At 40.1% G+C, this 18,436-nt stretch carries 18 protein-coding genes and 1 riboswitch; of the genes, 2 read left to right on the top strand and 16 right to left on the bottom strand.

Annotated elements, in window-relative coordinates; translation table 11 throughout:
* Positions 1-174 precede the first annotated feature (174 nt).
* The 8 genes from ACLR96_RS01055 to larC form a co-directional block, all read right to left on the bottom strand.
* Positions 175-795, bottom strand: coding sequence for a single-stranded DNA-binding protein (locus ACLR96_RS01055; protein ID WP_177267494.1), 621 nt, complete (start codon positions 793-795; stop codon positions 175-177).
* Positions 796-891: 96 nt separating this feature from the next.
* Positions 892-1,344, bottom strand: a complete 453-nt coding sequence (locus ACLR96_RS01050; RefSeq protein ID WP_177267495.1) for a GNAT family N-acetyltransferase — start codon at positions 1,342-1,344, stop codon at positions 892-894.
* Between the two features lie 23 nt (positions 1,345-1,367).
* Complete coding sequence (locus ACLR96_RS01045) at positions 1,368-2,288, bottom strand: YegS/Rv2252/BmrU family lipid kinase (protein WP_177267496.1); 921 nt, start codon at positions 2,286-2,288, stop codon at positions 1,368-1,370.
* A complete protein-coding gene (locus ACLR96_RS01040) occupies positions 2,281-3,588 on the bottom strand; it encodes a glutamate ligase domain-containing protein (protein WP_177267497.1) in 1,308 nt (435 codons plus the stop codon). Before ACLR96_RS01040 ends, ACLR96_RS01045 begins: the two co-directional genes overlap by 8 nt.
* Complete coding sequence (locus ACLR96_RS01035) at positions 3,585-6,281, bottom strand: valine--tRNA ligase (protein ID WP_177267498.1); 2,697 nt, start codon at positions 6,279-6,281, stop codon at positions 3,585-3,587. The genes ACLR96_RS01040 and ACLR96_RS01035 overlap by 4 nt, the downstream gene beginning before the upstream one ends.
* Before the next feature lie 13 nt (positions 6,282-6,294).
* Positions 6,295-6,789, bottom strand: coding sequence for a hypothetical protein (locus ACLR96_RS01030; RefSeq protein WP_412265073.1), 495 nt, complete (start codon positions 6,787-6,789; stop codon positions 6,295-6,297).
* Positions 6,786-7,250: an SseB family protein gene (locus ACLR96_RS01025; RefSeq protein ID WP_187525278.1), complete on the bottom strand. Its 465-nt coding sequence runs from the start codon at positions 7,248-7,250 to the stop codon at positions 6,786-6,788. Before ACLR96_RS01025 ends, ACLR96_RS01030 begins: the two co-directional genes overlap by 4 nt.
* Positions 7,251-7,281: 31 nt before the next feature.
* On the bottom strand, positions 7,282-7,968 hold the full coding sequence (larC, locus tag ACLR96_RS01020) for a nickel insertion protein (protein WP_177268942.1): 687 nt from the start codon (positions 7,966-7,968) through the stop codon (positions 7,282-7,284).
* Between the two features lie 198 nt (positions 7,969-8,166).
* Here larC and ACLR96_RS01015 point away from each other — a divergent pair, with 198 nt between their 5' ends.
* Together ACLR96_RS01015 and ACLR96_RS01010 are read left to right on the top strand one after the other, a co-directional pair.
* Positions 8,167-8,970 (top strand): LuxR C-terminal-related transcriptional regulator, encoded by an 804-nt coding sequence (locus ACLR96_RS01015; protein WP_177268940.1) that lies wholly within the window; start codon positions 8,167-8,169, stop codon positions 8,968-8,970.
* A 255-nt stretch (positions 8,971-9,225) separates the two neighbouring features.
* Entirely contained in the window at positions 9,226-10,845 is a 1,620-nt protein-coding gene (locus ACLR96_RS01010) for a Na+/H+ antiporter NhaC family protein (protein ID WP_177268938.1), read from the top strand.
* Between the two features lie 89 nt (positions 10,846-10,934).
* On the opposite strand, the gene ACLR96_RS01005 is transcribed toward ACLR96_RS01010, so the two are convergent.
* From ACLR96_RS01005 to rplS, 8 genes are all read right to left on the bottom strand, one after another.
* A complete protein-coding gene (locus tag ACLR96_RS01005; RefSeq protein WP_177268936.1) occupies positions 10,935-11,786 on the bottom strand; it encodes a bifunctional 5,10-methylenetetrahydrofolate dehydrogenase/5,10-methenyltetrahydrofolate cyclohydrolase in 852 nt (283 codons plus the stop codon).
* A gap of 3 nt (positions 11,787-11,789) precedes the next feature.
* The gene (locus tag ACLR96_RS01000) at positions 11,790-12,422 is read right to left on the bottom strand and encodes a cyclodeaminase/cyclohydrolase family protein (protein ID WP_177268934.1); all 633 of its coding nucleotides are present in this window, start codon (positions 12,420-12,422) and stop codon (positions 11,790-11,792) included.
* Positions 12,423-12,430: 8 nt separating this feature from the next.
* On the bottom strand, positions 12,431-14,107 hold the full coding sequence (locus ACLR96_RS00995; protein ID WP_207722966.1) for a formate--tetrahydrofolate ligase: 1,677 nt from the start codon (positions 14,105-14,107) through the stop codon (positions 12,431-12,433).
* A 56-nt stretch (positions 14,108-14,163) separates the two neighbouring features.
* A riboswitch (ZMP/ZTP riboswitch) is annotated at positions 14,164-14,248 on the bottom strand.
* 106 nt (positions 14,249-14,354) lie between these two features.
* Positions 14,355-15,017, bottom strand: coding sequence for a ribonuclease HII (locus ACLR96_RS00990; RefSeq protein ID WP_177268932.1), 663 nt, complete (start codon positions 15,015-15,017; stop codon positions 14,355-14,357).
* A gap of 31 nt (positions 15,018-15,048) precedes the next feature.
* Entirely contained in the window at positions 15,049-15,894 is an 846-nt protein-coding gene (ylqF, locus tag ACLR96_RS00985; protein WP_177268930.1) for a ribosome biogenesis GTPase YlqF, read from the bottom strand.
* Between the two features lie 40 nt (positions 15,895-15,934).
* Complete coding sequence (locus tag ACLR96_RS00980; protein WP_177268928.1) at positions 15,935-17,083, bottom strand: ABC transporter permease; 1,149 nt, start codon at positions 17,081-17,083, stop codon at positions 15,935-15,937.
* Positions 17,073-17,831, bottom strand: a complete 759-nt coding sequence (locus tag ACLR96_RS00975; RefSeq protein ID WP_177268926.1) for an ABC transporter ATP-binding protein — start codon at positions 17,829-17,831, stop codon at positions 17,073-17,075. Before ACLR96_RS00975 ends, ACLR96_RS00980 begins: the two co-directional genes overlap by 11 nt.
* Positions 17,832-17,952: 121 nt before the next feature.
* Positions 17,953-18,300, bottom strand: a complete 348-nt coding sequence (gene rplS, locus ACLR96_RS00970) for a 50S ribosomal protein L19 (RefSeq protein ID WP_177268924.1) — start codon at positions 18,298-18,300, stop codon at positions 17,953-17,955.
* Positions 18,301-18,436 lie beyond the last annotated feature (136 nt).

The following is an 18,436-nucleotide window of genomic DNA, read 5'->3' as shown; positions in this document are numbered from 1 at the left end:
TGCTTTAAACATGCTACAGACTCTTTATTATATATCTAAAACGGCTTAAAATCAAGGATTTGGGCTTTTCTACATATATGTTTCACATTAAAACACTCGCTTCAGACGTAATATGAATTCTATACCGTCTCTGCGAGTGCTTTTTTTATATCATATAAAGATTTTGACTGTGCCCTATAAAACCTCTTCCATCCTGATGACAGAAACTTCGTATGCCGTCTTGGTTATCGGTTCGCCTTCATCATTGTATTTTCTGTATTCCCTGCTCTGGATCCTGCCTTCTACAGCTATTTTATCTCCCACCTGAAGCTGCCCGCTGTAAATTGCATTACGCCCCCACGCTATAGTAGGTATGTAATCAGATTTGTTATACATTCTGTTTACGGCAACCATCAGATCACATATCTCTCGCCCCAGAGGAGATGTCCTTCTCACCGGAGCTTTGCAAATAAAGCCTTCGATGGCCACATGATTCTCATACTCAAACTCTTCATCACTGCAATACTCCATTCTTCTTGTAAAAACAGTTACCTCCAGTTTACTTCTTCCGTCAACTTCTCTGTTATATGTCCTTATTTGACCTGAAATCTCAAGCAGTTCACCAACCTTAGGCGAGCGCCCTCCAAGAAGTTTCTCCGATATAATCAGCCTTATCTCATCCTCATATCCGCTTTTTCTCATTATTCCCAACATCACCAGATAAAATGCTTCTCCGTATGTTTTATGATTGAAGACAGGCTCAGATAAAACTCTTCCGGATAAGTAAGCCATATTTCCTTCCGTTAATTTCTCCATTAAAAAATCCCCCTCCAGGCATATTCTATTAAATCATATGCACCCGCAAGGGGACTTTATACATACATTGTTCTTATTTTATATAAGCATCACTGTCTACAAATCGAGTCTCATGACCTCAGGATGACATGAAACACCATATTGAGGACATGTAAGACATTCAAAAAAGTTTGGAGCATCTTCTCTCGGAACAGTTACAAACCCTTGCTTTCTGAAGAATCCGGGAGCTCTCGCCACAAGAAATATGCGTTTTCCTCCCAGCCTTTTAGTCTCTTCTATGCCTTTCTCCAGCAAAGCTTTTCCTAAATGATATTTTCTGTATTTGGGATCTATGGCAATACCATCTACTATGAATTCTCCTTCGCGCTTTGCCAATACGAAAGCCCCTATAATTCGTTCCCCATCCTCTCCTTCATCATCCATGATATTCCAGCATTTCACAAGATCCGTCGGTACCGGCTCATCTTCTGAAAACTCAAGTTCATTTTCAATAAAAAACGGAACTAATCTTTCATAATCTCCGGTGACTGATATCTTAAAATCTTTCATCTCTTTCCTCCCTTTTTTATATTCTAATCATAATTCCATGTATCCTTGGATACAAAAACATCAAGCCTCTTATTCAATACGCTGAACTCAAGAGGTAACTTTTCTCCATGTTCCCCATCTATATCTGTACTTATATCAGCCTCTGACTCAATAGTAAGTTTATCCGTCTGAAAATAAAGCACATGTTTATTATTGGGATGTCTTCCGTGAACGACTTCAAACAGCAGCGGTGCCAGCTCAACAATAGGCATTTTCTTAAATGCTATGACATCCAGTTTTCCGTCATTCATATTAGATTCAGGTGAAAGTTTTCTGAAACCTCCCGCTGATTCGCCATTCATGACTACCATAAAATAAATATTTTCCTCGTACACCTGCTCAGGAGTAGTCAATTTCACAGGAAGTGCTCTTATCTGAGGAATCTCCGTAACAGCTTTAAGATAATAAGCCAGTGTGCCTATAGCATTCTTCAAATTCGGATCCGTCTTCTGGCTGACATCTATAAGCGCTCCGAGAGCAGCCACATTTATAAAACATCTATCGTTTACAACACCTACATCTGCTTTAGTTGTTTTATTGCCAAGAGCTATATCCAGCTGATAATCTATATCCGAAGGAAGTTCAAAATAATACGCAAAATCATTAGCTGTCCCTGCCGGCAGTATAGCAAGAGGTAAATGTATATCATATTTAACCATGGCATTTACACACAGGTTCATCGTACCGTCTCCGCCGGCTGCAATTATACGACTGAACTGATTCTGATCTATCTCTGACAGAACGTTATCTATAACTATTCCTTTTGCAGCTCTTACCGGCACTACCTGATAACCAGCCTGCTGACACCTGTCAACTATGTGATCAAGATTATTCTTAAATACCCCGCTTCCCGAATATGCATTGTAATAGAGCAATATTTTATTAGCGCTGCCTTTATCATTCATCTTTCAACATCCTCCTAACATGACCTATCAGATACAGGGAGCCTGCAAACAACACAACATCATAATTCTTCCATATGCTTATGGCCAGTCTCACGCTGTCTTCAACATCGTCTGAGATAATAGGCTCTATCCCCATACGTCTTATTTGAGCAGCCAGTTCATCAGTCTTCAATTTCCTCGGGCTGTCAGGCTCTGTCGCTATTATGTCATGAGTTATATCTATAAAGGCTTTCAGAATCTTATCTGTTTGTTTATCAGCCAGCATACCTGTAACCAGAAGTATTTTCTTATCGCGAAAATTTTCCTTCATGGTATCACACAGAGCATATGCTCCTGCTTCGTTATGCGCACCATCAACTATCACCACAGGAGTCCCTGTTTCTTCAGAACCTTTTTTCAAGACCTCAAAACGCCCCGGCTGAACAGCTTTCTTCATTCCTTCATACAACAGAGATCTTTCAACTTTTATCTCTCCCGATTTTCTGAGGACTTCTATTACAGACAGCGCCGTCTTAAGATTCTCGCTTTGATGTCTGCCCACCATGGATATCTCCACATTACTGTAATCAGTACCATAAATCTCCATAGTTACAAACTGCCTAAAAAGCGATTTGTCAAATATCTCCGGTTTTATATCCGATATATCATATAAACGGCTCTCTTTCTCATAAGCTGTACGCGCTATGACGGCAGCCGCAGCATGGTTATCCACATTGGATATCACAGGTACCGATGGCTTGATTATCCCTGCTTTATCGGCAGCTATTTCCTCAATAGTATTGCCCAAACGGTCCATATGATCATACGAAACAGAACATATGGCACATATCAAAGGCTTGTCCACAACATTGGTAGAATCACCTTTACCACCCAGTCCGACCTCCAATATGACTATATCCGCCTCCTTTTCAGCAAAATACAGCAGTGCTACAGCTGTTACCACCTCAAATTCTGTAGGGGAATCATCTCCTTCCGCAACCATTTCCTCGGCCGCAGACAGAACTTTCATTGAAAAGCCTTCAAGATCTTCATCCGAAATATTCTTCCCTCCCAGTCGTATTCGTTCGTTAAAACATTCTATAAAAGGAGAGGTATACAATCCCACATTGTAGCCGCAGGAAGAAAGTCCTTCCTCCAAAAATTTACAGACAGAACCTTTACCGTTTGTACCTGCCACATGTATCACTCTAAGATCTTTATGGGGGTCTCCTAATTTCTCAAGAAGTATATTCATTCGCTCAAGACCGAGAACGCTTCCGAATCTGTTGAATTCATGTATTTTATCTATAACATCAATCATTTTACCTTTTTTTCGACAACTGTAAGTCTGTCACAGACTTTCGCCAGCATCTCCTCATATTTAATTTTCTTTTCTCTTTCTTCGTTTATTACTTTTTCCGGAGCCTTGTTTACAAAACCTTCATTAGACAGCTTGCCCACTACACGCTTAACTTCGCTTTCCAGCTTTTTCTTTTCCTTCTTAAGCCGTTCAAGCTCTGCTGCATAGTCCATAATATCATCAAGAGGGATGAAAACTTCTGCTCCCGCCACAACTGCCGACATTACTTCTTCAGGAACATCTGCTTTACTTTTAGCAAATATTATCTCCGTTATATTGGCAAGCTTTTCTATATAACGTTCCCCTGCTTTTACAACTTCTTCTTTCCCGTCAGCGCACAAAATCACTGCACGAAGCTTTTTGCTTGGAGCCGCATCTGCTTCCGCTCTGATATTTCTTATACTCTTTATTACAGCCATTGCCATCTCAAGCTTTTCAGTCTCATCAGAGAATGTGAAAGTTTCGCTGTAAACAGGCCAGCTCTCTTTTATCAGGAAATTATCAGGATTATCTTCAGATGTTTCCTTCTTAGGCAAATATGTCCAGATTTCCTCTGTTATATACGGCATAAACGGATGGAGAAGCCTGAGCATGTCCTTAAGAACCTTGACCAGAACTGCTCTGGCAATCTGCTTATCACCTTCATCATCACCATAAAGCCTTCCTTTAACGATTTCTATATACCAGTCACAAAACTCATTCCAAATAAGATCATATGCTCTCTGACCTGCAAGAGCCAAATCAAATTTTTCCATAGTTTCAGTGATGTATTTCACCGCATCATTAACTCTTGAGATAATCCACTTATCTTCATCCTGAAGATCCGACAAACCAATATTCTTAAGATCAGCCATCTTTTTAAAACTACCGTTATTGTCCTGGAGATTCATAATAACAAACCTTGAAGCATTCCAAAGCTTATTGGCAAAATTTCTCGCTGATTCCAGTTTATCTGTTTTAAACCTCATATCATTTCCCGGTGTTATTCCTGTGGTCAGCATGAATCTTAGAGCATCCGCTCCGAAACTGTCTATTATCTCAAGAGGGTCTATTCCGTTTCCGAGAGATTTGCTCATCTTTCTTCCCTGAGCATCACGAACCAACCCATGTACATATACATGTCTGAAAGGTACTTTACCGGTAGTTTCCAGTGCAGAAAATACCATTCTGACTACCCAGAAAAATATGATATCGTATCCTGTAACCAATACATCTGTCGGATAAAAATATTTAAAATCCTCAGTTTCATCAGGCCATCCCAATGTAGAAAACGGCCATAAAGCTGACGAAAACCATGTATCAAGAACGTCTTCATCTTGCTTTATATTTGTACTGCCACACTTATCGCACCTATCCGGCTCTGTCTCCGCAACCATTATTTGGCCACATTCCTGACAATAATATGCAGGTATTCTGTGTCCCCACCACAACTGCCTTGAAATACACCAGTCTCTGATCTCTTCCAACCAATGAAGATACGTTTTCTCAAAACGCTCGGGAACATGCTGCAGTTTGCCGCTCCTTGCCGCTTCAATTGCAGGTTTTGCAAGCTCCTCCATCTTCACAAACCATTGATCAGAAAGCATAGGTTCCACTACTGTACCGCACCTGTAACAGCCCCCCACAGGAATTACTTTTTCTTCTGTCTTAACCAGATAGCCTGCTTCTTCCAGATCCTTTACCCATGCCTTACGGCATTCATATCTGTCCATACCTTCGTATTTGCCCGCATAGCTGTTCATAGTGGCATCGGGGTTTATACAGGAGATATGCTCAAGATCATGTCTCTGCCCCACTTCAAAATCATTAGGATCATGAGCAGGTGTAATCTTAACGGCTCCTGTTCCCTTCTCAGGATCAGGATAAGGATCTGCTATAACTGGAATCTCCCTTCCCACAATAGGCAAAACTACGTTCTTACCTACGATATCTTTATATCTTTTGTCACTTGGATGTACAGCTATAGCCACATCTCCAAACATAGTTTCCGGTCTGGAAGTAGCCACAACCACATCCTCTCCTCCGTCAGCTGCCGGATATCTGAAATACCAGTACATGCCATTTTTATCCTCATGCTCAACCTCAGCATCTGACAAAGATGTTCCACACTGAGGACACCAGTTGATAAGTCTGTTGCCTCTATATATCAGACCTTTTTCATACAACTTTACGAAAAAATGTTTTACCGCTTTATTGCAGCCTTCATCCATAGTGAAGCGCTCTCTGCTCCAGTCACATGAATCCCCCAATTTACGGCATTGCTTCGTTATCTTTCCTCCGAATTCCTCTTTCCATGCCCATGCTCTCTTGAGAAATTCTTCTCTTCCAAGCTCCTCTTTTTCAAGGCCTTCTTCCTCTCTTATTCTGTTCACAACTTTCACTTCAGTTGCTATACTGGCATGATCACTTCCGGGAAGCCATAAAGCGCTGTATCCTTGCAGCCTTTTAAATCTGGTAAGAACATCCTGCAATGTCTGATCCAGAGCATGTCCCATATGAAGCTGCCCCGTTATATTAGGCGGAGGCATCACTATAGTAAAAGGTTTCTTGTTAGGATCACATTCTGCTCTGAACGCACCGCTTTTCTCCCACATTTCATATATCCTGTCTTCAAATTTCTTAGGATCATATGTCTTAGCTAAATTCTTCTCCATATTCTATATCTCCTTACTGCCTTAAGCCTTTTTTTCTCTGTTCTTCGTATTTCTTTTTCGTTCTTATCCCGTATATGCCTCCCACTATACTGAAAATCACCATCACAGCTGCGATCATGGCATATACCTTATATATACCGCCAAACCTGTGAAACGCCACCTGCTCTGCTCCTTCGGCAGTCAATTTATACTCATATACATCCCATCCCGTATCCAGATTCACATCAATATGATCTTCATCATTGGACATGGTACCTTCCTGATAATTGTAATTATCACCAAAATGAGAAAAAATAGCAACTCCAAAATCCTCACCCGCTGTAAAAGCATACATCGATTTATTCCCATGTTCCTCTGATGCTGTCACCTTTATATCATCAGCTTCCGATTCTTTTTCTATTATAGATACGATTTCGCTTTCCGGACTGCCGGACATATAGTTGCTCGCTATAGGGAACAGAAAAAATGCCGCAAATATGACCCACATAAATATTATAAAGTTTTTCACTGCTTTTCCTCTCTTTCCTTTTCCATGTCACGCTTCATAGAAGCAACCATTTCCTTACTGAAACACAAATTATCACTCATAGGATTTATAGCGAATCCTGCTATGCCGCTTTGAGGCATCAACAAAATAGCTGCCAAATCATCAAAATTAACTATCATGCTGTGCTGATCTTTTTCTATTTCACACTTTATCATTTCTTCCCCATCGGTGAATACCGGGTAATAAAGGTCTCCACTGGCAGCTTTTATAAGTTCAAAACTGATTCTCGTATCTTTCTCCAATACGACCTCTTCCAGCTTTCTGTCATATTGCGGATCTTTATCCATGGAAACCGGAATGAGAAGTCTTGCTTTTACGACCTCATTCAAAAGTCTGATTGAATTTTCCATCCCCGGATCCTTCTTTGCTTCTTCCATGGCTTTTTTCAGCTCAGGATTCCTAACTGGTTTTGCCTGCTGCATACGATTTCCCTCCTGTATCGGCTCTTCACCTTCATATTTTCAAGATATACGCTGTAAGCCCGGGACGGCCCGTATCTCTACTTCCTTTAACCACGATTTTATCCATAACCGCTGCTTTTTTTACGATATCTTCATCCTCAGCCGCTTCTGCGCCGATACCCATAAGACCTGCAAGACCTGACGGAGTCACCATCTCGGTATTTACATCTGCAGTTTTAAAACAGTATCCGCAGTTCTCTCTCAGCGCCATAACTGCCGGAACAGGTACGTCTATTTCTCCATGGCTGCATATTATCTTCCCTTTTCCATCGTATATAGGCGATACCATAATTTTATCAGGGCATATGTACTCTATAGCCATTCCTACAGCCAATGCATTTTTTACAGCTTCATTTCTTCCAACCTCATGAAAATGTACTGTTTCAAGAGTCTCTCCATGAACTTTAGCTTCAGCTTGTGCTATATACTCGTATATTTTCAGAGCCGTTTTCTTCGAAGCAAACGAAAAACCGCTATTTTCTATTAATTCTCTGACTTTTTTATAACTTCTCCCGTGATGATGTCCGTCATGAATATGATTCTGTTCTTCCTGACTGCCCATAACCTCATGCCGCATTACTTCGTATATTTTTTCCTCATTTCGGCTCAAACGACTTACAGCTTTTAAAAGCATATCTCCGCTTATGCCATTACTGCCGTCAAAATATAATATTTTCATATATAAATATCCTTTTCTTAAAAATCTACTACCCTTAAATATACATTGAATATCAATAAAAGTAAAGTGTCAAAAGCTGTCGTTATAAAACTGGCGACTACTGTATTTACAAGATCTTCATATGACGGTATAATATTATAAATATTCAGACTTATGTCCACATTATAAGATATAACACCGAATAATGGAGGATACTTAATGAAAAAACTTGAACAAAGAGAATGGGCTTTTATAGATGATATTGTTTACTTCATTTATAGCAACGATAATTTTATTAATGACAGGAAAACATTTCTCTCATATATAAATCAGCTGATCCCCAACAATTTTTCCGTATTCCACATGCCTGACAAAACCGGAGAACATCTACTATGTGATCCCATAATATACATTCCCGGTGAAGCCAATGGCGCAAACAGTTCACATATCGAAGCAATAAACCGGTATATCGAGGAATACGAAGAAGAAGATTTCGGCAAATGGATCATGCTGGTGGGCAAGAGAGATGTCTACAGAGAAATGGACCTCATAGATGATGATGAAATAAGAAGCACAGGTTATTTTAATGATACATACGCTGCCTTCAACATTAAGTACAGCCTGCAGGTGATAAGCGCCTTCAACAACCAGTTTCAAGCTGCTATTGTACTGGGAAGAAGCAGAGAAAACGGTGACTTCTCAGACAAAGAGATCTATATGATGGAGCTTATAAACAGACATCTCAGTCTCAAGCTTTATCAGGATTCTCTGAAAAATAACACTGAAAATAATCATGCTTACACCCATCTTGATGAAAAAATCATGAAAATGGCGGATAAATGTATGCTGACAAAAAGAGAAACAGAAGTGGTTTTCAAAGTAGTCAAGGAAAGCCTCACAAACGACGAAATATGCAGTTCTCTTTGTATCGCAGGACATACCCTCAATAAGCACCTGAGCAACATATATATTAAATGTGACGTTAACAGCAGAGTTTCACTGATACATAAAGTGCTTTCTTAGAAAAATCAAATATGCCGCTTATAAAGAGTAAAGTCTCAAGGCTTTGCTCTTTATTCTTTATATTGCAGGTTCAAATAATCAATTATATGTACTCTGTCAATTAAATCAATTATATAAAGACGATAAGTAACTTGTTAACATTAGTAATTCTCAAATTTCATCCAAAGTTTAAACATTTAAAATGATTTGTTTTTTGAAAATATTCTGTTAATATTCCTCTTGTAATAATTTTATCATTTGAAAGGAGCCAGAAATATGAACATTATGGAATTATCTTTTTGGTCTGTTATTCCTCCTTTGCTGACGATCTTTCTCGTTCTTAAAACCCGAAAGATACTCTTATCAATGGCTATAGGCATTACCCTCGGCTGTTTTATCATCGGTAAATTCAATCCTGTAAACGCACTTAAGAGTTTTGACAGTATTTTCATAGGAACATCAACGCAAGACGGTACTCTGATACCAGGATCAATCACCACCCCCGACAACCTCATGGTTCTTCTGTCTATGGTAATGATCGGCGCTCTCATCGGTCTTCTTGTAAAATCAGGAGGATCCCATGCTTTTGCAGAATATATGTCAAAACGCATCAACAGTAAGAAACGTTCAGGACTCATGACTTGTATAATATGTACAGTTCTTATGATTGACGATTATTTTGACAATCTTACGACCGGAGCAACTATGCGGGCAATCTCAGATAAAAATAAAGTCCCCCGTGAAAAGTTTTCTTATTATCTTGATTCTACAGTATGCGGAATCAACTCAATATCTCCTATCTCCAGCTGGTCTGCATTTCTGGCAGGACTTTTAGCCACCGGGATGATCGCAGCAGGAATGGAAGGAAACTCATATCAGCTGCTTCTCAAGTCAATACCTTACAATTTCTTCATATTCATATGCCTTATTATGGTATACTGTGTGGCTGTATTTAACCTCAATATAGGCCCCATGGCTAAGGCTGAAAAAAGAGCAGATACCACAGGTAAACTAATAGAACATTCTTTCAGCGGAGATGAAGATGAACAGGACTCCTATGGAGAAGTGAAGCCGGCAAAAGGTAAACCTGTTGATCTTATATTTCCTATAGCGTTGCTAATTTGTCTCGTACTCTTTTTTATGCTTTACACAGGTGATTTCTTCAGACACCATGATATAGTAAGAACAGTGAGTCAGATGGAGGGGATACGTTCATTGATGTATGGTCTTGTATTTACCATAATAATCACCACCATATATCTTCGTCTGAGAAAAGCCGCTCCCGTAACTCAGCTCGCCAGCGCAGCATTTATCGGAGTCAAGTCTATATTATACGCTAATCTGGTACTTATCCTTGGCTGGACCCTTGGGGGAGTTTCCGACAGACTTGGCATCACAGAATTCATGATATCAGTCTTCCAGGGAAACATTCCTCCTGTGATAACTCCTACAATTCTCTTCCTGCTCTGCGCCGCAACAGCATTCGCTATAGGAGGAGGCTGGACGACATTCGCCATTATGATACCTGTCGTAGTGCCTTTTGCAGTGGCAACCAATGCAGATCTTTTACTCTGTATCTCTGCCATAATAGGAGGTGCGGGAATGGGAGCAACATGTTCGCCTCTGGCTGATACTTCTATTGTTTCAGCAACATCAGGAGAACTGTCCATCATCGATCACATCAAGACTCAAGCACCATATTCTCTAATATGCGGAGCTATAGCTATCGTAGGATACCTGATTACAGGGATAACAGAAAGTCTTTCTTTAGGATACATAATCATTGCAGCATTATTTATCCTTACCATCATAATTATGAAAAGAATAAGTATAAATCAGCCTGCAATACCATTAACCCCTGATAAAGAGAAATTCAGTATAGCTGAGAATCAGTAATCTTGTACGCCATAATATGGCGCCTCCAAAAACAATACCTCTAAAGGAGGGTATCTGCAAAGATCCCGCTTTTAGAGGTATTCTCCTTTTTACTGTTTTTCCGCAGCTTCTGCCACATGTTTCATCAAAATAGCCGTAGTCACACTGCCTACACCTCCCGGTACCGGTGTTATAGCAGATGCTATTTCATACACTTCATCAAAATCCACATCGCCGCAAAGTGATCCGTCTTCTTTAACATTGATACCCACATCTATGATAACCTGACCTTTTCCCAGCCAGCCGCTTTTTATCATGCAGGCCTTTCCCACAGCTGCTATAACAATATCAGCGTTTTGACCTAATTTCCTAAGATCTTCATTCGATGTCCTGCTGTGACACACACTGACGGTCGCATTCCTTCTCATGGCCATCATTGCTGCAGGTTTTCCTATCACAAGACTTCTTCCCATAACCAAAACACGTTTTCCTTCAAGATCATATCCATAATGATCCAGTATCTCCATGCATGCTTCCGCAGTACATGGCGGAAACCCTATATCACTGTCCATAAAAACGCCTGCCATAGATCCGGACGTTATCCCATCCACATCTTTTGCCGGAGACAATGCGGAACAAATCTCACTTTCATTTATATGGCCGGGCAAAGGTCTGAATATCAGCACTCCATGTATGTGTGAGTCATCATTGAGCCTCTGTATCTCCTCTATCAACTCTCCCTGCGAAATCTTTTCATCGTAAACAAATTGTCTTACCGTTATACCAAGCTGAAAAGCGCGTTTTACCGCTCCCCTTTCATATGATATATCCTGAGGATTATCTCCCAGCCTCACTATAGCAAGAGTGGGGAACACTCCCTTTGCTTTAAGCTCTTTTACTTTCTCGGAAATCTTTTTCATAAGGCTGTTCGCTACAGATTTACCCTTGAGTATTTTTGTCATTATCTAACCTCGTAAACTTTCAGCAACGCTCTCGAATATCTCGTCAGCCATAGCTGTATATTTCACCATGTACATAGCGCACATGGAATCCAGCTCGTCAGCACGTTTTCTGTCTTTCATAGACTTTGTATTTATATAAACATTTAAACTTGCAGCCTGCAAAGCAGCTTTACATATGATTGCTCCCGCTCCTGCATCGCTGACTGCAAGCTTTGAACCTTTACAGGCAAACCGACCCGATAATTCTATCGCCTTTCCGCAGGCTTTCATAATTTTAAGAGGAACACCACAAGCATCATCAAGCGCATTTTCAAGAAGCCTTTCCTTTTTTTCTTTTTCTGTTTCTGTATCCGCTTTCATACCATAAAGATTCGACAAAGGTTTAAATATATTTATATCTGCCTGAACCAGTTCCATTAGTTCCTCCCTTAAACCATCAGCTTCTTCAGCCAATGCTGTGATTTCTTCTTCCACAGCTTCATATTTTTTCTTTCCTATGGTAAGCGAGGCCACCATTCTCCCCAAAGATGCACCCAGAGCACCCACAAGAGCAGATACGCTTCCGCCGCCCGGTACCGGTGATTTTCCTGCCGTTTCATCGACAAACTGACTGCAAGTTTTATCGGTATAAAGCATATTCCCTCCTAAAATAATCCCGAAATCTTTCCTGTTCTGTCAACATCTATTTTCTCAGCCGCCGGTCTTTTAGGAAGTCCCGGCATAGTCATTATATCACCTGTGAGAGCAACTATGAATCCAGCTCCTGCAGAAACCTTAAGATTTCTCACTGTAAGCACAAAACCTTCAGGAGCTCCCAAAAGTGAAGGATCATCGGAAAAGCTGTATTGAGTCTTGGCGATACATATAGGAAGTTTGCCGAATCCCAGCTTTTCCAGCTGTGCGAGCTGCTTCGCAGCGGCAGGAAGTATGTTGATATCATCAGCATGATATACTTTCTGAGCTATAGCTCTTATTTTCTCTTCAATAGACATATCTATGTCATAGGAAAATCTAAAGTCATTGGGTTCTTCACACAGACGAACAACTTCCTCTGCCAGAGATATTCCGCCTTCTCCGCCTTTGCCCCACACTTCACTGAGCGCTACGTTTACACCAAGCTCTCTGCACTTGTCCTCAACAAGTTTAAGCTCATTTTCAGTATCTGTAGGGAATCTGTTTATAGCGACAACTGCAGGCAATCCATATACATTAGTTATATTGCCCACATGCTGCAGCAGGTTAGGGAGTCCTTTTTCAAGAGCTTTAAGATTCTCTGTTCCCAGGTCAGCTTTCGCCACACCTCCGTGATGCTTAAGAGCTCTTACCGTAGCCACAACAACGACTGCAGAGGGCTTTATTCCGGACATTCTGCACTTTATATCCAGAAATTTTTCCGCTCCCAGATCTGCGCCAAAACCTGCTTCCGTCACCACGTAATCAGCCATCTTCATGGCCATCCTCGTAGCCATCACCGAATTACATCCATGCGCTATGTTGGCAAAAGGTCCTCCGTGAATAAATGCAGGAGTATGCTCAAGAGTCTGCACTAAATTAGGTTTAAGAGCATCCTTAAGAAGGGCCGCCATCGCTCCCTGAGCATTAAGCTGGCCCGCTGTCACAGGCTCATCATCATAGCTGTATCCTACGATAATACTCGATATCCTCTTTTTAAGATCTTCAATATCATCTGACAGACATAAAATAGCCATTATCTCACTGGCAACCGTTATATCAAATCCGTCTTCTCTGGGCATTCCGTTAGGCTTTCCTCCCAGACCGTCTGTAATAAACCTGAGCTGTCTGTCATTCATATCCACACATCGCTTCCATGTTATTCTTCTCGGATCTATCTTAAGCTCATTGCCCTGCTGAATATGATTGTCCAGCATAGCCGCAAGCAAATTGTTTGCGGCTCCGATAGCATGCATATCTCCCGTAAAGTGTAAGTTTATATCCTCCATAGGCACAACCTGCGCATATCCGCCTCCGGCAGCTCCGCCCTTGACGCCGAACACCGGTCCTAAAGACGGCTCTCTGAGTGCTACAAGCACATTCTTATCTATCTTTCGCAAAGCATCTGCAAGACCGACCGTTGTCGTAGTCTTCCCTTCTCCCGCAGGAGTAGGCGATATAGCTGTAACAAGGATTACCTTTCCGTCCGCTTCATCTTTCTTATCTTCCAGCAGATTATAATCCACCTTAGCCTTATAATTTCCGTAAAGTTCAATGTACTTGCTGTCCAAGCCTGCGGAATTCGCTATCTCGTTGATATTTCTCATTTCCGTCTCTTGCGCAATCTGAATATCGCTTTTAATTTCCATCTTCTTCTCCTTTTTAATCAAATATTATTAAATGCGAAAAGAGCCTGACAATCCGGACTCTCTGCCCAGACGGTCGGCTCACTGTTACATTATACTTCACGTGGTTGATTCCACTTGATCCCGTCAGTCGTATAACAGGTTTATTTTATCATGAAAAAAAGGTTTATGCAAGTGGTTAGATCGCCTAAGCAACGGCAATCAGATCATTATCAAATGCCAAAAATTATCTTAAATTTCCTTAAAAATACTACAGCACTTTTTTCAAAAACGTCTTTCTGTGGATTGGGCATATCCCCTGTTTTTTAATCCCCTCATAATGCTGCTTTGTACCATAACCCTTATTTTTTTCAAAACTGTACCCGGGATATTCCGCGGCGTACTCTGACATAATTCTGTCTCTTGTTACCTTTGCTATTATCGAAGCTGCTGCAATGGCAAGAACTTTGGCATCGCCCTTTATTACGGATTCTTGGGGAATCTTGATATCATCTATTTTCATAGCGTCAAACAATATATAATCCGTCTGTCGACTGCCGTTTGCTTCCAACATTCTATTAAGTTCATCCACAGCCATCGTCATAGCTTTTTTAGTAGCCTGCAAAATATTTATATCATCTATAACTTTGTTATCCACCATCCCTATGCCAAAAGCAATCGCCTTTTCCTTTATCACAGGAAAAAGCTTCTCACGCTTCTTTTCAGAAAGTTTTTTTGAATCATCTATTCCCAAAACGTCAAAATCCTCGGGAAGAACTACCGCAGCAGCTACCACAGGACCTGCTAAAGGTCCTCTGCCCACTTCATCAACTCCTGCAATTTTTTCATACCCTGCGCAGCGAAGCTCCTTCTCTTTCACTTTCATCTCAGCAAGTCGTTCTCTCAATTTTTCCATTCTCTCCTGCTTTGTCATAGCTTTATAAACGCTCCTTTTTCATCGCAATCTATTTACTCTGTCCCGGATTTTCAAGAGTTATTCTGCCTATCTTTCCTCCTCTGAATTCATCCAGTACAATTCTTCCGATCCTTTCGTAATCTATTCTTTTTCCCGGCAGTATGCAGCCTCTTTTAACGGCTATACTTTCCATATTTTCAAGAGGAGTTTCTGCTGTTTCTTCCAGTTTATATCTTTCTTTAAGCATCTGTGGATAGTTTTCCGCAAGAACACCTATGAGTTCCATAGCAAGAGTTGGCACATCCAGAACCTCATCTTTTATGCATCCGCAGAATGCCAGATCAAGGCCTACCTTGGGATCTTCAAATTTAGGCCACAAAATCCCGGGTGTATCAAGAAGCTGCATATTGTTTTTAAGCTTAAGCCACTGCTTACCTTTTGTTACTCCCGGTCTGTCTCCCGTCTGCGCGCTTTTTTTCCCTGTCATTCTGTTTATAAGAGATGATTTACCTACATTGGGAACACCTACTATCATCAGCCTGAAAGGCTTCTGCATAAATCTGTCCCTGTTTTTCTCCTCTGACATACTCTCAAGAATTCTAAAGAGATTTTTTATTCCCAAGCCACTCATACAATTCATGGAAAAAGCTCTTATACCTTTTTGACGAAAATAATTTTCCCATTCTTTGCTCACGCTTCCATCAGCAAGATCACTCTTATTAAGTACTATCAATTGCGGCTTACCTTTTATCAGCTCATCTATTATAGGATTCCTGCTGGAAAGAGGAATTCTGGCATCAATCACTTCAATAACTGCATCTACCAGTTTTAAGTTTTGCTGTATCAACTCCCTTGTTTTCTTCATATGCCCCGGGTACCAGTTTATATTGTTCATAAAGATTTTCTCCTTTTAATCGCCTCACCTGTATATCTAATTATTTAACCAGTAAAACTTTTTCTGACTTATACTGTTTTATTATATAAACCAGAACTATACTTATATAAACTATAGTAGATACAAACATCAGCGTAATATTCAGCAAACTTATATCTCCATTATTTATATCTGTAAATAAGACCACGTAATTCAAAAACGGTATTATAGATATAAGAGGTGTTCCTGTCACTCCTATCATAAAGGCTATCATACCCGGAAACAATGATATAAATGTGAGCGGTGTCAGCGCGCTCTGCGCCTCCTTAAAGGTCTTGGATTTGCTGGCTATAGCAATACACAGACCACTTATAAAGAAAGAAAAAGCAACTATCACAATCACCGCAAACACTATACTGACAGGCGAATACATAGTATCTACACCTTTATATATAGAAAATATATTTTTTGCTGCCGCTAAAGATATGATAGATAATATCAGACTTATCACTCCGGTCACAATAGCTGATATTGTCACCCCTAAAAATTTACCTATAATTATATCCCTGCTTTTTATAGGAAAAGTCAGCAAAGTTTCCAGTGTTCCCCGTTCCCTCTCTCCTGCTGTTGTATCTGTAGATGGATACGTGGCTGACACAGTTATAGCCATTATTATAAAAAGGAAGGCATAATTTTTTATGTATCCTGCAAAAAAATTATCTTCATCAGCAAAGCGTTCTTCCACTGTTATAATATTCATCATCTGATCTGCATCTATATTATTCTCTCTGAGAAAATCCTGCTGCAGATACTCCTTATATGTATTATAATATGACTCCATAAGTTTGGCTGAATACGTGCTGGTGTCAGAACTGTCCCCGTTTATGATATAACTTTTTCCGTCTCTGGCTACATATAAATCGATATCACCATCTGCAAACTTCTTTTCCAATTCTTTTTCAGTTCCCTTTACAACGTCTATATCCATTGTCTCAGCAATACTTTTTTCTGCTTGTGACATTTCATAGGCAAATCCTATCCTATTATATTCTGTCACGTCTTTATTTGCCTGCGATTCAAATAATGCAGACATTCCCAAAATTATTAAAGGTATGAATACAGGTATTATCAGCATCATGGACAATGATTTTTTATCTCTGAAAAGTTCTCGCACTTCTTTTCTGAATATATTCCACAAATTATTCCTCATCTGCAACACCTCCTATCATTGCGAAAAAAGAATCTCTTAAATTCGTCATGCCTGTATCTGCTTTAATCTCATCTGGTGTTCCGCTGTTTATTATCTCACCTTTATTAAGCATGATAACTCTGTCGCAAATATTCTCAGCCTCTTCCATATAATGAGTAGAATACAAAACAGTCTTTCCTCTGGATCTTTCGCCTTTTATAAAATTGAGTATTATCTGGCTCGAGATAATGTCTAATCCTGATGTAGCCTCATCTAAAATATAATATTCCGGATCGTGTACCATGCATCTAGCCAAATTTACTTTCTGTGTCTGTCCTGTAGACAGATTGGATATTTTATTATAAAGAAACTGCCTCATTCCCAGTATATTAGTTATTTCATCGATTCGTTTAGTCATTTCATCTCCGTCTACACCATATATATCACAACACATTTTCAAAAGCTCATATGTAGATAATGTATCATATATCTTGGTGTTTCCCGACAAGTATGCAATTCTTTGTTTTATCTTGATCTCATCATCTGCGTAAGTCATTCCGTCAAAAGTAATCTCCCCTTCTGTCGGCTCCAAGATTCCTGCTATCATCCTCAAAAGCGTAGTCTTTCCGGCTCCGTTCGGCCCCAATATTCCTATTATTTCTCCATTCCCTGCTTCAAAACTAATATCTTTATCAGCACAAAATTCCTCTTGTTCTTTTTTGTTTTTGTTTCTTAAAAACTTTTTAGTTACATGTTTTACTATAATCATAATACTCTCTCACTTTTTATATTACGATTTACAGGTTGTATTCTTAAATCGTAAATATTCCCTCCGCAATCTATTACTGACTCCATATAATCGAAAAGGCACCGTAAAGGTGCCTCTGTGATTACATGTCTTCTTTTGTTTTGATCTTTGCTGATTTACCGGTTCTTGCACGCATATAGTGAAGTCTTGCGCGTCTGACATCACCTTTTCTTACAACCTCGATCTTTTCCACAAGCGGTGAGTGAATCGGGAATGTCTTTTCCACACCTACACCTGACGCGATCCTTCTTACCGTAAAAGTTTCGCCTATTCCGCCATTCTGTCTCTTTAAGACAAAGCCCTCGAAGATCTGTATTCTCTCTCTGTTTCCTTCTTTAATTTTAACATGTACCTTCACGGTATCTCCAACGTTAAAAGCAGGGATATCAGCTTTCAGATAATCCTGTACAACTGAATCTAATACGTTCATTGAGTCTTCCTCCTTCCCTCCAAGACGTTCTTGGCTATGACCTTTTCATAAGACCAGAGGACCGCCCGTAATACTGAAATATTATACAACAAAATGGTCATGCTGTTCAAGAGATTTTTTTCATATTTGCTGTACA

It is taken from the genome of Lentihominibacter sp. (assembly GCF_046951855.1).
Taxonomy (GTDB): domain Bacteria; phylum Bacillota; class Clostridia; order Peptostreptococcales; family Anaerovoracaceae; genus Lentihominibacter; species Lentihominibacter hominis.
The sequence above is the reverse complement of the archived record's forward strand: the minus strand, read 5'-3'. Positions and strand labels throughout refer to the sequence as shown.